Origin of the sequence: Paenibacillus sp. FSL R5-0490, from assembly GCF_001956215.1 — a bacterium.
GTDB lineage: Bacteria > Bacillota > Bacilli > Bacillales > Cytobacillaceae > Cytobacillus.
Genome location: NZ_MRTQ01000023.1, coordinates 13794 through 27156, shown reverse-complemented (window position 1 = coordinate 27156; position 13363 = coordinate 13794). Strand labels below are relative to the sequence as shown.

Below are 13363 nucleotides of genomic sequence, written 5' to 3'. Positions count from 1 at the left end.
TAATCAGATGAGAAAAGATATCGTCGAGTATCTTGAACAAAAGCAGGATCTTAGGCAATTTATCCGTGAGCAGCCTTATTGGTATAGAAAATTGAGCAGAAATCCAAACGAAATTCAATCTCTGGAAGTGGCCGCACTGCACTATTATAAAAAAACAATTCCACATCAGGTTGAAAAATTCACGAATGGAGTGCAAATGGCCTCCATGATGATGAGCATGTTTCAGGCCATGAATTCTCAATCCAATTAGAAAGCTTTCTCGCACACGAGGAAGCTTTTTATTTGTTATAGAGTAAAAATAAGCAGCCGGGCAAACACTAACTTTATTAGAGCGTTACGGAAGACATCCTAAAGGAGTGTAAAATAATGAAAAGGCAAATATACTTTTTTATATTGCTGGTTATTTTTGTTCTTGCAGCGTGCCAGAAAGATATTCCTGAGCCCGAAACAAAAGCGGAAGCCAATCCTGCTGTGAATGCCGTTAAAGCAGAACAGCCGGTGCCGGTTTCGGGTGTGGAAAGCTCTGCCAGGGATCCCTTTTTTGTAAGGCATCAAATAAAAGGAAAAGACGTTTTTATTGAATGTATTGTGCAGGATGTGTCCTTTAGAAAGCAAAGCAGCAAAGAAAAAGGCAAAATTATCCTGTATGTAAACGGAAAGAAGAAGGATGAAATCCATTCAGCTGCTTTTATTATAAAGGGGCTTCCTTCAGGCAAACATCGAATCGGACTGGAACTTGTTAAAGGCGACAGGGCTGAAGCTTCTTTGAAAAGAGATTTTCTTGTGGTGATTCCTTAGTCTGCTTGCTTTAGCTTTAAACCGTTTCATGATAAAATAAGAAACGGAGGTGGGCTATTTTGCTTGCTACATTAGAAAGAATGGCTATTTTGGACAAAGCTGACGAACTTGCAGCGATGATTACAGAATCTGAAGAAGCGGAACATTACCGCAAAAGTTTATATAAATTAAAGAACAGCCGTGAAACTCAAAGGAAGATACAGGATTTTATCAAAATGAAAGAACTGTATGAAGAAGTTCAGCGATTTGGCAAATATCATCCAGAATATAAAAGGGTGATGATGTCTATTAGGGAGCTAAAGCGCGACATGGACATGGATATACATGTGGCGGAATTCAGAAGAGCAGAGACCGCTCTGCAAACTCTCCTGGATGAGGTAAGCATGCTGATAGGACGTTCTGTATCCGAACACATTAAAGTTCCCACCGGCAATCCTTTCTTTGAATCAAGCTGCGGAGGAGGCTGCGGTTCTGGAGGCAGCTGTGGCTGTTCTTAGACAAGAGTAAGTGCTCTGTCCACTGAGGCAGCGTTCAAAAAACCAGCTAATGCTGGTTTTTTCTTTTTAAATAAAATATGCAGTTTGAACCTTCCCATTGAAAACTGTTATTTTTCTGTGCTAGACTAAATAAAACAAACGATCGCTGAAGGGGAAAACTATATGCTTGGTCAAAGGCAAGGAATAATCGTATGGCTTTATTCTTTAAAGCAGGCAAAAATGTTAAGAAGATTTGGAAATGTACATTATGTTTCAAAACGGCTCAAATATGTAGTGCTATACTGTGATCTTGCAGATACGGAAACAATTATGGAGAAGATAAATTCATATTCTTTTGTTAAAAAAGTGGAACCATCCTATAAGCCGTTCCTCAAAACGGAATTTGAAAATTCCAAACCGGACAAGGCTAAAGAATATGATTATAAGATGGGAATATAAAAAGGCGTGAGCAAAAGCTCATGCCTTTTTCTCATTTAATGCAAAGGTGCAATAAAATGATTAAGCCTTAGAATTCCTATTAAATATTGATAATATAATTCCTTTTCATTAAAAATAGCAGAAGGCTTTACTGTCAGCTGAATAATTTCTTTATTCATTTCTTTCGCTGCATCCTCGAATAAATCATACCTTTTATTTGGCACTGACTTGGGATTTGGGATCCCTTCACGGCAAATATATAACGGCTGAAATTCTCCCGGGTCTGTCGGCTTCAATATGACTGCAAGGGATGTCATTTCTCTATTATTGATGCTCGTATGGAAAGCTGCCATGTGGGACAATCGATGCTTGTTCGCCCGTGCAATTTCAATTAATTCATAAATATCTGAGTATCCCTCGCCTATTTCTATAAAACGCTGTATCAAAATTAGAACCTCCTTAAAACTCAACGCATTCACTTATTAAATGATTTTTGTCCATCCATACTTTATCATTTTAAGCATAAAAATAGAATGGAAAAAAATCATAAAATTTATAAAAATTAATGTGACTGATGACCTTCCCTTTGGTATTGTTAGGTTAAAAGAAAAATGACTAAGAGGGCATAGCAATGTGGAAGGCATCTTTATTTATTTTTTTACTTTTGTCTGGAATTATTTCAGGTATGGTACTGTGGCAGTGGCAGACTTATTCTGATCGTGCGGTTGCCATAAACAGTTCCGAGGCGATTACACAGGAAATCATAGTCGAAACGCATCAGAAAGAACTAAAAATCACTCAAAAGTTAAACGGACTTCTGGACCGAAAAGAATATAGGCTTGATATCCCCGACACTTTATTTAAATGGAATTGCAAGACTGGAACGGGAAAAGCCTGTGATTCAGCAGACGAAAGTCCTTATACATTTTTTTCTGCTGATGATCAGATGATATTTGAGTATACTGTACCGATAAATGAAAAGAAAAAAGCATTCCTGTTAACGGATTGGTTTGTTAAAATCCCCGGAATAAAGGCTGAAGGCTTGTCCATATCAATTTCGGATTCTTTCAAAAGAGAGGGTTCCTGGGCAGCAGGGATTAGGCTTAAAGCCCAAAAGAAACTAGATCATATCGATTACTATTATTTCGAAGGTTATGGAAATGTTCCATCACTTTACTGGCAAGAGGAACCGCTTTTGAAGACAGCTATAAACAATACAGATGCATACACAACTGATATTCGGGCAGCCAGCTTGGATTTTAAGAAACTGGATGACATCGGGAATTTTCCATTTATGTCGATTATCCTTACCAATCGCTACCCTGAATATATGGATGAAAATATCCTGATTGCATCTCCACACATTAAAGTCGACCAGCTGGAAAAAAAGCTTATAGCTTTGCAGTTTCAAAGAAAATTTGCAGATGGCTTTCCTGACTGGATTATTGATGCTTTCACAGCAGGATTATTAGATTTAAAACCTGGCTCATCGGAAGGAAGACTAGTCCTGAAGGAATTGCAGGGGGAGTTGACAGAAGGTGAACTAAAGGATTTTCTTCTAAATGTATTACAGGAGGATACTCTGAATACAGAAAAGCTGGACAAACTTTTAGGCAATGCTAAGGGTCTGCACACACAATTTTTCACCATGAATATCAAAAGCAAAGCACTGCTTGTCCCTCTGTATTTTCAGGAAGAAAAAAAGCTATGGGTGTCTGGTGCTGAGAAGGCGAGCATAAATTTAGTATATAGGGATGGTCTCATTTTTCTGCCATTTACAGCCTCGATGCAGTCATTAGGATATGAAGTTAAGGTCCTTTCCGGTGAGGAAACGATGCTTGTGTCAAAAGGGAAGAACAGTTATCGGTTTTATTTGAATAAAAATGTTTTTATCTATAATGAAGAAGATTATGGATTGCTTATGAATCCATTAACTAGGCAAAACGGAACAATATGGATGGAAATCCAATGGTTTAAAGCACTTTTTGGAGTGACTGCTGAAGAAAGAGAAGGCGGGATTCACCTGACCCCCTGACAGAATTTAAAAGAATACAAAATAAAAAGCCCTGCAGTTAACTGCAGGGTCCTTCTATATCCTTTTCAGGATAGAAGGCAAAGGGAGAGGAGAAACCGGAGGAAGAACTTATGGGGAAACGTAAGTCTTCTCCGCGGTTGGCAACAACATCCTTGAATAGATGCTGTTAATTACATTATTTCCACATTCCTCAAGGATATACACTTCCTGCTATATTTTTTTCCAGCTGATGATCTCGCTTACAATTTGCCGGTTGGCCACGAATTGTAAGATATGGTAGGATAGGATAGAAAAAAACAGTTTTCCATTTCGACAGGAAAATTGAAAAATTGCAGGTTAGTGGTGATCGTATGCGAGTGGTATCGGGAACTAGAAAAGGGAAGATATTAAAAGCTGTTCCGGGCAGCTCAACCCGTCCGACTACTGATAAAGTAAAAGAAGCTATTTTTAATATAATTGGGCCCTATTTTGACGGTGGCCAGGGGCTTGATCTTTTTGCCGGCAGCGGCGGCCTTGGTATTGAAGCTTTGAGCAGAGGAGCGGACAAGGTCATTTTTGTGGATAGGGACGGAAAGGCCATTCAGACCATCCATGAAAATATACGCAATTGCGATTTTGATGAAAAGGCGGAAATATATCGAAATGATGCAGATCGTGCACTCAAGGCAATTTTAAAGAGAGATCTTGTTTTCGATTATATATTTCTCGATCCGCCATACCGCAAACAGCAGCTGCTTAAGCTTCTTAAAGTTATTGATGAGAATAACCTGCTTTCGGATCAGGGAACAATTCTATGCGAACATGGATCAGATGTGGAGCTCCCTGAAACTGTTGGAAGACTGGTTCAAAAGAAGCATGAAAATTACGGGATAATTTCTATCTCTATCTACAGCCGGGCTGAATAATACATACTTGGAAAGCTAATGGAAAATATACATAACAAGAATGTGACAGGGGGATAACAATGGGAGGCATCGCGGTTTGTCCAGGCAGCTTTGATCCAATTACTTACGGTCATCTGGATATTATTAAGAGAGCGGCAAAGGTATTTGAACAGGTTTATGTGGTTGTATTGAATAATTCTTCAAAAAACCCTCTTTTTAATGTTGAAGAAAGAATTCATCTGATAAAAGAAGTTACGAAGGATCTTAAGAATGTTAAAGTTGATTCATTTCAGGGGCTGCTGATGGATTATGCAAAATCGGTAAATGCAAGTGCTGTTATTCGAGGCCTTCGTGCAGTTTCTGATTTTGAATATGAAATGCAGATCACATCCATGAACAGAGTCTTAAATGATGAAGTGGAAACCTTTTTTATTATGACTAACAATCAATATTCGTTTTTAAGCTCAAGCATTGTGAAAGAAGTGGCAAAATATAACGGGAAAATATCAGAACTAGTTCCCGACATTGTAGAAAAAGCTCTGAAAAACAAGTTCCAATAATTAATCAGCGGGGATATCCTTGCCTGCTGATTGTATGGGGTTTAATAAAACGGGTGCCTGATAGGTACCCGTTTTGCTGTTACTTCCTTTCCAAACGCCTGGCGAGCATTAAAGTATAAATTGAAAGTGCAAGTATAGTAATAATCGGTCCGGATGAGACGAATCCATCCATTAATTTACCGAGAAACGAGTATTTTTCAAAAAGACCGACCGGAATGGCATTTGATGGCTGTTCTGTATTGTAATAGCGTTCATAAATTGGCTGCCAAAGAATGAATGCATAAAATGCAGCTGCAAAGCCATGAACAATTCTTGCGAAGAAGAAAGGCTTGAAGTTAATATCGGTTTGTGCCAGGATGCTCGCCACCTGAGCTTGCACGCTGAATCCGCTGAAAGCGAGTATGAAGCTGACAATGATGACCTGGTGCATTAATGTTGCCTGCTGAACCTGGCTTGTCATCTGGCTTCCAAGTGTTATTTCAAACAAACCTGAAATGAACGGGATGCTTAATTCTGTTGGCAGGCTGAATATTGACAATACGGCTTCTAAACCTTTAGCAAGGAATGCCGTTATTCCAATGTGAAATAGGAGCTTGTTAATAACAGAGAATAAAATGATAAATCCGCCGATCATCAGAAGTGTCTGGATGGATGACATGACTGCATCACCAAGAAGCTTGCCTATCGGGCGATTATCCTTTATTCTTGTCCGATGAAGAGCTGATAAGGCAGCCCTTAAAGATGGTTTTGACGTCCTTGCACCATGGGAAGGCTGCTTGGGCTTCTTTCCGTAGAACCTCATTAATAAACCGACGGTAATATTGCCGAGATAATGTGCCAGAGCCAATATCACCCCAAGTTTGGCGTTATTAAAAAAACCAACCGATACGGCACCGAATATAAACAAAGGATTTGAACAGTTAGTAAAGGAAACCAGGCGCTCTGCTTCTGTTTTTGAGAGCTGTCCCTCCTGCCGCAGCCTTGCGGTCAGTTTTGCCCCGGCCGGATAGCCTGAAGCCATCCCCATTGCCCAGACAAACCCGCCTACCCCAGGTACTCTGAAAAGTGGCCTCATCAAAGGTTCAAGAAGTACTCCAATAAATTTAACAACACCAAAGCCGATCAGCATTTCTGATACTATGAAGAAAGGCAGCAATGAAGGGAAGACGATTTCCCACCACATATCTAACCCCCTGATGGATGCATCAACCGATTCCTGGGGAAATGAAATTAATGAGATGGCCATTAAGGTTACAGAGAGTGCAAGAGTAACCGTTTTTAATTTGGAACGAAACACGGACAAGCCTCCCTCAAGTTGTACTGACTGTGAAATGAATTTAAACAATGGTAAAATAAAGAAGCATTTGCATCTATATTTTTCTCCGGCCTTTTCATTTATTTGAATCCGGAACAAAGGTATACGGTGATAAAGCCTGTGCTGCCAAGTCTTGTCCCCATATAACTCAATATACTCATAGAACTTTAAAATAGACCATAGAATTAGGTACAGGCATAAGTGAATTTTCAGCTGAAAATTTTTATAATATGCTTCTTTTAGAAATAAAATGAATAGAATAAACATAAGTTCGAATCGGCCAGTGGCTATAAGGGGGGAGTCTTTTGCAGCGTCCGAAAATAGGTTTGGCACTTGGTTCGGGAGGAGCTCGGGGATTCGCCCACCTGGGTGCGATCAAGGTCATGAAGGAAGCCGGCATACCGATTGATTATATTGCCGGCAGCAGCATGGGTGCCATGGTAGGCTGCTTTTATGGGGCGGGTCTGGATGTTGATCGGTTATATAAGCTTTCCAAAGCATTTAAAAGGAAGTATTATTTAGATTTTACAGTTCCTAAAATGGGTTTTGTGGCAGGGAAACGAGTAAAGGAATTGATCCGTATATTTACTCATGGAAAGAACCTCGAGGACCTCGATATTCCTGTTAATGTAGTGGCCACAGATTTAATGACTGGTGAGAAAATTGTTTTTAAAAGCGGCCCCATTTCTGATGCTGTTAGGGCAAGCATATCCATCCCGGGTATATTTGTGCCTGAAAAATTAAATGGCCGCCTTCTAGTGGACGGGGGAGTAGTGGACCGGGTTCCTGTGTCAGTCGTTAAGGAAATGGGAGCTGATATCGTCATCGCAATCGATGTTTCACATGTTAAGACAAATGCGGAAATCACCTCAATCTATGACGTAATCATGCAGAGTCTGGATATCATGCAGATGGAGCTTGTCAGTCACCGGGAAATTGCTTCTGATTTTATGATCAAACCAAGGGTGGAAATGTATAGCTCACGCGCATTTACAAATATTGAAGAAATTATCAAAATTGGCGAAGAAGAAGCAAAAAAGCATATTGACACTATTAATCATTACATAACTAAATGGAAGGAGCATCCTGATTCATGAAAAGCAAATTTTATACCCGTTCCTTCTTGATTTTGGCAGTTATCCTTGTGGCCAGTTCGTTTTATTATCTGCCTTATTATGTATCAAAGCCGGGTATGGCAAAAGAACTCGAACCGATTATTGAGGTGGAGAACGGCTATGAAGAACAAGGCAGCTTCATGCTGACTACCGTAAGAATGGGCCGGGCGAATATATATGCATATATGGCCGCCAAATTCAGCAAGTATCAGGAATTGTATCCTGTGGAAGAAATACGGGCTGAGAATGAAACAGATGAAGAGTATAATGTACGGCAGCTTCATATGATGGCAACTTCCAAACTGGCTGCTATTGAAACGGCTTATAAAAAAGCCGGCCTGCCCATTCATTATCTTTATAATGGCGTATATGTCCTTAATGTGCTGCCTGATATGCCCGCTGACGGCAAACTTCAGGCAGGTGACCGCATCTTTAAAGTGGACGGCAGGGAGTTCGAATCCTCTGACGAATTTATCAGTGCTGTCTCCAATAAACAGGAGGACAGTGAAATAACACTAACTTTTGAACGACAGGATAAAACGATGGAAACCTCGATTCCTTTAAAAACACTTGAGGAAACAGGAAAGCCTGGCGTAGGGATCACTCTTGTTGACGACAAAGAAATAGAGGTCGAACCGTCTGTGAATATTGACAGTGAAGAAATTGGCGGCCCTTCTGCCGGACTGATGTTTTCTCTTGAAATTTACAATCAGCTAATAAAAGAAGATTTGACGGGAGGCTATAAAATAGCCGGTACCGGAACAATCAATTCCGAAGGGACAGTCGGGAGAATTGGCGGGATCGAGCAAAAAATCGTAGCAGCAGACAAAGCAGGAGCAGAAATTTTCCTTGCGCCTAACGAAAATGGAGCAGAAGACTCCAATTACAGAGCAGCTGCTGCAACAGCCAGGGATATTAAGACCGATATGAAAATCGTTCCGGTGGATACGTTTGATGATGCAGTGGAATATTTAAGGAACCTGGATTAAAAAAACTTGCAGAAGCCAGCGCCAATCGAGAGATGCCGCTGGCTTTTCTTTTTTATCTGGAGCAATTAGCCTTGAAAAGGGAAGGCAGAACAGAATTTAGTCAACCATAATAGGAGGCTGGTTAAATTCCTGCTGCATAAGACTCCGGTCCTCAGCAGCCTCCATGCCCATTGCATATACCCGGGAGGCTTTAATATCCAAATGCATCTGTTGTGCAGCATTTGAGGAAATTCTTGATATCAGCGGAAGCTTTAAGTCAGACTTATGCATGTTTAAATACCTCCTGCCATTCCTGGACATCCCCAAAAGACGAAGATATTCGGCTTTTGATGCTTTATTGGGCATCTCTGTTTTTTCCGTATTTGTAAGGATATGTACACAAGCCCGCTGAAGTCTTGTCCATGTGTACCTCTTTGTTTTAATCTTTTCCATGAACTGCTGAAAGCTTTCTGCCTGAATTGCTGCTGATAAAAACCTATGCTCCAGGCCTTCTTCCATTTCATAAATGCATCTTAACTGTTCCGGCTGCAGATGAACCAGACGGAATTTTAAAAATGACCAGTATTGTTCCCATTGATTAAACGCACCATACTCTTTTTTATATTGAAGTAAACCCTGATATGTAGTTTCCGGAACATATTGGCGAATGGCTTCAATTTCTCCATTCCCGGCAAAAAGTGCTTTTCTTATGCTTGTGGCACTTGCAATAGATTCAGAAGAAAACTGTTCGTCATGATATCCTGCGCTTTTTCTTGCAACTGTAAAAAGCTGCATAGATGAATTGATCCTGCGGGCTGAATTTAAATATTGAAAGCCAAGAATGTTATTCGGTTTTGAAAGGTCAACCAATTCATTTTCAGGATTCAAATCAAGGAATGCCAAGGATGCTGCTTTTGGATAGCTGACTCCTGCACCAAGGTGTACTCTGAGCTTTTCCTGGTAGGCAGCATGATGTTTTCCGAGAAATGACAGCGTTTGGTGAAAGCTTTCCATATTGCCGGATTCACTCCCGAAGCATAAGCTGCTGCAGCCGGCTGCTTCTAGAATGGATACTGCTCCGCTTGCGAAAATATCTGCCTGCTGAACAGCAAACTGGTAGGGAAGTTCAAATACAATATCTGCACCCGCCTTTAGTGCCATTTCTGCTCGTTTCCATTTTGAAACTAACGCAGGTTCTCCCCGCTGCAGAAAGTTGCCGCTCATGACCGCAATAATGGTTTCTGCACCTGAAATATTTTTGGCCTGCTCCAAATGGAAGGCATGGCCATTATGAAAAGGATTATATTCTACAATTACACCTGTTGCTTTCATATTGACATACTCCTCGAAAAGGTTTAAAAAGATATGTATTGGAAAAAGTATTAAAAGAATAGCGGGAGCGCATTGCCAAGTAAACAAAATCTCTAAATCCCGCAAAAAAACTTTTTACTAAAGAAGCCTTCAATAGTATGATAATAGCTACATTATAGTGTAAAGAAAAAATATTGACAAATAATTATAGGAAGGCTATAATTACCTTTGTTGCCTTGGGGTGATTCGTATGAAATGGACTTTAAGTCAGTTACAAAAATATCGAAGCAAGGACTTTCCCATTGATGAAACTGTCAATGCTGATGAGGTCATGAAATTGAATCCGGAAATACGCGGTGCATCACCAATGCATGTGACTGGCCGTGCGGATATCGATTCTGCCAAAGTGACCTTTCATTTAACTATAAAGGGTCATTTAATATTGCCTTGTTCTCGTACTTTAGTTGACGTAAATTATCCAATTAATGTTGAAACAACTGAAACTTTCCTCTTAAAAGGTCCTGATTATGAGACCGAAGAGGAAGTTCACCAGGTAAAAGGGGATGTGATTGATTTAAATCCGATCCTTCATGAGATCCTTTTACTCGAAGTCCCAATGCAAGTTTTCTGCGAAGACAGCAGTGAAGAGGGAGCTCCACAATCCGGTAAGGATTGGGAGGTCATTCATGAGCAGGATAAACAGGATAAAGTAGATCCTCGTCTTGCCGGACTTGCTCAATTTTTTGATCAGAATGATCCTTCTTCCGATTCATAACGGAAGAAAAACAAGAAGCACTTGAAGACACCAGCTTGCTCTGGCCTTCATAACTTTCTTAATGGGTTTGTCCAATTCCTATGGACATCCTCTAATACTCTTTAAGGAGGTGGGAAGAATGGCTGTACCTTTTAGAAGAACATCTAAAACTGCGAAGAGAAAACGTCGTACCCATTTTAAATTACAGGTTCCTGGTATGGTGGAATGCCCAAACTGTGGTGAAATGAAACTTGCTCACCGCGTTTGCAAAGCTTGCGGAACTTACAAAGGAAAAGAAGTAGTTAACGACTAATCCTTTAGATACAAAGCACAAGAACTTAGTTCTTGTGCTTTTGTCGTTTTAAAGCATCGATTTAATCATTATAAGTACATGCCTATCTATATTTTTGCTAATATTAGAAATAGTTAATCAAAATTTAAGGAGGCACCCATGAAGCCTTACATAATTGAAGAATATGAGAATGGACTGTTAATTTTCAGGATTAACAGGCCTGAAAAAAGAAATGCCATAAACTATGAGGTTATGGATGGCCTGGAGACCGCAATTCATATGGCTGGTAAGAAATCAGTAAAGGTGCTTGCGATTACGGGTGAGGGAGACCAGGCTTTTTGCTCAGGAGGGGATCTATCTTCCTTTCACAGTTTAAAGACAGAAAATGAAGCCTTTGGAATGCTAAGCAGAATGGCTGCTCTTTTAAAAAAATTACTATTCTTGCGTACACCAACTATTGCCATATTGAATGGGACAGCTGTCGGCGGAGGCTGTGAGCTGGCTGCTGCATGTGATTACCGAATTGCCAAAGCAGGAATAAAAGCAGGTTTTATTCAGGGAACTTTAGCCATAACAACCGGCTGGGGAGGCGGTTCCATTATTATGGAAAAGATGCTTCCTGCCAATGCCATGAGAATGCTGATGGAAGCAAAATTATATACTGAAGAGGAATTAAAAGAATTAGGTTTCGTACATTCAGTCTTTCAGGGCGATTCAACCGATGGGTGTCTGCATTTTCTGGAAAGAATGATTAGACTTGAGAGTGAGGTATTGGAAGCTTATAAAGATCTTCTTGTAAATAAATGGGCGAAAGCAGGCTTAGAAGAGAGAATTGACCAAGAAGTGCGCCGCTGTTCGGTTTTATGGGAGGGAGAAGCACACCATAACAAGGTTGACAGCTTCCTGAATAAGCCATAAGCGTTTTCTTTGCGGGGATGAATAAAGTTACAATTTATAATATGATATCAGTCTATCTTTTCTAGCATTGGCATATGTATAAAGAAAAACACTAGGAGGGATACGCTGATGTCTTCAACCCGTCAGGATGCTTGGTCTCAAGATGAAGATTTACTTCTTGCAGAAGTTGTGCTCCGTCATATACGTGAAGGAGGAACTCAGCTTCAGGCATTTGAAGAAGTTGGCAAACAGTTAAGCAGAACCGCGGCTGCCTGCGGATTTCGCTGGAATTCTTATGTAAGAAAACAATATAAATCAGGTATTGAATTGGCAAAAAAGCAGAGAAAAGAAATGAAGAAAAACCCGCAGGCTGCTGGAAGTGAACATGATCTTCATGCAGTTCCTGAGGAAAAGACGGAAAAAAGCGAAAACACAGTTCAGGAAATTAATAGGAAAATCGAGTTTGATGAGTTAGTCGGCTTTCTGAAAGCCTTATATGAGAATGCTCAGAAACCTGCACCTGCAGAAGATCCCAGTGCTTTGAAACGCATTCAGGAGCTTGAGAAGCAAATGTACTACCTGGCTGCGGAAAATGAGAAATTAATTAAAGAGTTAAATACGCTGGAACAGGATTACAAAGCACTGGTAGAGATTATGGAAAGTGCAAGAAAGCTTGTTGGGCTTAAGGACGGCAGCCGCCACAAAAACTTGAATTTTACTGTAAATCCCGAAATAAAGCCTGAAAAGGTTGAGAAATAGATGATTGTAAATAAATAGAAATAAGCGGACTGAAATTTGTCCGCTTATTTCTATGCATTCATAGCAGAAGACATCTGCTTAATGAGTTTGTTCTTTAACACCAGCAGGGAACCAGGCAAGCGGATTCTCTCCCAGGTCGCGTTCCATATCATAATGAACGGGTTCAAATCCCATCTTCTCCCAGAAGGCCTTTGATTTCACACGCGGATTTGTTTTAATAGGAAGTCCAAATCCTTTTGCGAATTCTACAAGTGATTGCCCATAGCCTTTGTTTTGATAGTCAGGCAAAACTTCAAGCTTCCATAGCTCTAAATAATCCTGTGCAGGTTCGAAATAGCGGTCGAATCTTGCTTCGATTTGATAAAGGCTCATGCGTGCAACAAGCTTATCCCCGAAATAAATACCATAAAATGGAGATTCGCTGTCGTTTTCGATAATATTAGCTTCAAGGTCTTCAAGCATGGAAAGCTCCTGCAATCCATACTCTTTAAATTTCTTAAACTCTTCCAGAGTTTTATAATTTACCTTTAATTTTTCAACCTTATAGTTCATAAAATCTCCCCCTTAGCCATCGGTGTGTAGGAATTCCGCGGATGTAAACGCTTTATAATACCTTCCTTTAAAGTTGAAAGGTTTCTTCTTTGTCTATTATTATATAACAAGTAAACAAAAAATTCTGCACATATGGAAAACTTAATATATTTTTAGTTTTTTTATAAAAATCAGAAAGCGTTTACAAATATAGCAGGAAATAAGCAGAA

General features: G+C 40.0%; 17 protein-coding genes. 13 read left to right on the top strand and 4 right to left on the bottom strand.

Annotation, left to right across the window (positions count from 1 at the left end):
- Positions 1 to 7 precede the first annotated feature (7 nt).
- The 4 genes from BK139_RS18025 to BK139_RS18010 all read left to right on the top strand — a co-directional run bounded on the left by BK139_RS18025 (position 8) and on the right by BK139_RS18010 (position 1733).
- Positions 8 to 250, top strand: a complete 243-nt coding sequence (locus tag BK139_RS18025) for a YlbE-like family protein (protein WP_048011183.1) — start codon at positions 8 to 10, stop codon at positions 248 to 250.
- 116 nt (positions 251 to 366) lie between these two features.
- Positions 367 to 798 carry a hypothetical protein gene (locus BK139_RS18020; RefSeq protein WP_076261521.1) on the top strand — a complete coding sequence of 144 codons (432 nt, stop codon included), beginning with the start codon at positions 367 to 369 and terminating at the stop codon, positions 796 to 798.
- A gap of 59 nt (positions 799 to 857) precedes the next feature.
- Complete coding sequence (locus BK139_RS18015; protein WP_076261519.1) at positions 858 to 1295, top strand: YlbF/YmcA family competence regulator; 438 nt, start codon at positions 858 to 860, stop codon at positions 1293 to 1295.
- 162 nt (positions 1296 to 1457) lie between these two features.
- Positions 1458 to 1733 (top strand): YlbG family protein, encoded by a 276-nt coding sequence (locus BK139_RS18010; RefSeq protein WP_009330926.1) that lies wholly within the window; start codon positions 1458 to 1460, stop codon positions 1731 to 1733.
- A 35-nt stretch (positions 1734 to 1768) separates the two neighbouring features.
- On the opposite strand, the gene BK139_RS18005 is transcribed toward BK139_RS18010, so the two are convergent.
- On the bottom strand, positions 1769 to 2158 hold the full coding sequence (locus tag BK139_RS18005) for a DUF7147 family protein (RefSeq protein ID WP_076261517.1): 390 nt from the start codon (positions 2156 to 2158) through the stop codon (positions 1769 to 1771).
- Positions 2159 to 2343: 185 nt separating this feature from the next.
- Between BK139_RS18005 and BK139_RS18000 the strand changes: the two genes are divergently transcribed.
- From BK139_RS18000 to coaD, 3 genes are all read left to right on the top strand, one after another.
- Entirely contained in the window at positions 2344 to 3747 is a 1404-nt protein-coding gene (locus BK139_RS18000; protein ID WP_076261515.1) for a stalk domain-containing protein, read from the top strand.
- A 350-nt stretch (positions 3748 to 4097) separates the two neighbouring features.
- Positions 4098 to 4652, top strand: coding sequence for a 16S rRNA (guanine(966)-N(2))-methyltransferase RsmD (gene rsmD, locus BK139_RS17995; protein WP_076261513.1), 555 nt, complete (start codon positions 4098 to 4100; stop codon positions 4650 to 4652).
- 59 nt (positions 4653 to 4711) lie between these two features.
- On the top strand, positions 4712 to 5191 hold the full coding sequence (gene coaD, locus BK139_RS17990) for a pantetheine-phosphate adenylyltransferase (protein WP_076261511.1): 480 nt from the start codon (positions 4712 to 4714) through the stop codon (positions 5189 to 5191).
- A gap of 79 nt (positions 5192 to 5270) precedes the next feature.
- Here coaD and ylbJ read toward each other — a convergent pair whose 3' ends face one another.
- On the bottom strand, positions 5271 to 6488 hold the full coding sequence (gene ylbJ, locus BK139_RS17985) for a sporulation integral membrane protein YlbJ (protein ID WP_076261508.1): 1218 nt from the start codon (positions 6486 to 6488) through the stop codon (positions 5271 to 5273).
- A gap of 323 nt (positions 6489 to 6811) precedes the next feature.
- On the opposite strand from ylbJ, the gene BK139_RS17980 reads away from it, so the two are divergent.
- Positions 6812 to 7603 carry a patatin-like phospholipase family protein gene (locus BK139_RS17980; RefSeq protein WP_076261506.1) on the top strand — a complete coding sequence of 264 codons (792 nt, stop codon included), beginning with the start codon at positions 6812 to 6814 and terminating at the stop codon, positions 7601 to 7603.
- Entirely contained in the window at positions 7600 to 8610 is a 1011-nt protein-coding gene (locus BK139_RS17975) for a SepM family pheromone-processing serine protease (protein ID WP_076261502.1), read from the top strand. The genes BK139_RS17980 and BK139_RS17975 overlap by 4 nt, the downstream gene beginning before the upstream one ends.
- Before the next feature lie 96 nt (positions 8611 to 8706).
- Here the strand turns inward: BK139_RS17975 and BK139_RS17970 are convergent, their stop codons facing one another.
- Entirely contained in the window at positions 8707 to 9921 is a 1215-nt protein-coding gene (locus BK139_RS17970) for a nucleotidyltransferase (RefSeq protein ID WP_076261500.1), read from the bottom strand.
- Between the two features lie 229 nt (positions 9922 to 10150).
- Here BK139_RS17970 and BK139_RS17965 point away from each other — a divergent pair, with 229 nt between their 5' ends.
- From BK139_RS17965 to BK139_RS17950, 4 genes are all read left to right on the top strand, one after another.
- The gene (locus BK139_RS17965) at positions 10151 to 10675 is read left to right on the top strand and encodes a YceD family protein (RefSeq protein WP_048011377.1); all 525 of its coding nucleotides are present in this window, start codon (positions 10151 to 10153) and stop codon (positions 10673 to 10675) included.
- A gap of 118 nt (positions 10676 to 10793) precedes the next feature.
- On the top strand, positions 10794 to 10967 hold the full coding sequence (gene rpmF, locus BK139_RS17960) for a 50S ribosomal protein L32 (RefSeq protein ID WP_009791160.1): 174 nt from the start codon (positions 10794 to 10796) through the stop codon (positions 10965 to 10967).
- Between the two features lie 138 nt (positions 10968 to 11105).
- Positions 11106 to 11864 (top strand): enoyl-CoA hydratase/isomerase family protein, encoded by a 759-nt coding sequence (locus BK139_RS17955; protein ID WP_076261498.1) that lies wholly within the window; start codon positions 11106 to 11108, stop codon positions 11862 to 11864.
- A 108-nt stretch (positions 11865 to 11972) separates the two neighbouring features.
- Positions 11973 to 12602: an RsfA family transcriptional regulator gene (locus BK139_RS17950; RefSeq protein WP_076261495.1), complete on the top strand. Its 630-nt coding sequence runs from the start codon at positions 11973 to 11975 to the stop codon at positions 12600 to 12602.
- Positions 12603 to 12680: 78 nt separating this feature from the next.
- On the opposite strand, the gene BK139_RS17945 is transcribed toward BK139_RS17950, so the two are convergent.
- Positions 12681 to 13154 (bottom strand): N-acetyltransferase, encoded by a 474-nt coding sequence (locus tag BK139_RS17945; protein ID WP_035328746.1) that lies wholly within the window; start codon positions 13152 to 13154, stop codon positions 12681 to 12683.
- Positions 13155 to 13363: the final 209 nt, after the last annotated feature.

What these genes read in the sequence shown, in the direction of transcription:
- BK139_RS18025 (WP_048011183.1), top strand. Translation starts at nt 8, where the DNA reads ATGAGAAAAGATATCGTCGAGTATCTTGAACAAAAGCAGGATCTTAGG.
- BK139_RS18020 (WP_076261521.1), top strand. Translation starts at nt 367, where the DNA reads ATGAAAAGGCAAATATACTTTTTTATATTGCTGGTTATTTTTGTTCTT.
- BK139_RS18010 (WP_009330926.1), top strand. Translation starts at nt 1,458, where the DNA reads ATGCTTGGTCAAAGGCAAGGAATAATCGTATGGCTTTATTCTTTAAAG.
- BK139_RS18000 (WP_076261515.1), top strand. Translation starts at nt 2,344, where the DNA reads ATGTGGAAGGCATCTTTATTTATTTTTTTACTTTTGTCTGGAATTATT.
- rsmD (WP_076261513.1), top strand. Translation starts at nt 4,098, where the DNA reads ATGCGAGTGGTATCGGGAACTAGAAAAGGGAAGATATTAAAAGCTGTT.
- coaD (WP_076261511.1), top strand. Translation starts at nt 4,712, where the DNA reads ATGGGAGGCATCGCGGTTTGTCCAGGCAGCTTTGATCCAATTACTTAC.
- BK139_RS17975 (WP_076261502.1), top strand. Translation starts at nt 7,600, where the DNA reads ATGAAAAGCAAATTTTATACCCGTTCCTTCTTGATTTTGGCAGTTATC.
- BK139_RS17970 (WP_076261500.1), bottom strand. Translation starts at nt 9,921, where the DNA reads ATGAAAGCAACAGGTGTAATTGTAGAATATAATCCTTTTCATAATGGC.
- BK139_RS17965 (WP_048011377.1), top strand. Translation starts at nt 10,151, where the DNA reads ATGAAATGGACTTTAAGTCAGTTACAAAAATATCGAAGCAAGGACTTT.
- rpmF (WP_009791160.1), top strand. Translation starts at nt 10,794, where the DNA reads ATGGCTGTACCTTTTAGAAGAACATCTAAAACTGCGAAGAGAAAACGT.
- BK139_RS17955 (WP_076261498.1), top strand. Translation starts at nt 11,106, where the DNA reads ATGAAGCCTTACATAATTGAAGAATATGAGAATGGACTGTTAATTTTC.
- BK139_RS17950 (WP_076261495.1), top strand. Translation starts at nt 11,973, where the DNA reads ATGTCTTCAACCCGTCAGGATGCTTGGTCTCAAGATGAAGATTTACTT.
- BK139_RS17945 (WP_035328746.1), bottom strand. Translation starts at nt 13,154, where the DNA reads ATGAACTATAAGGTTGAAAAATTAAAGGTAAATTATAAAACTCTGGAA.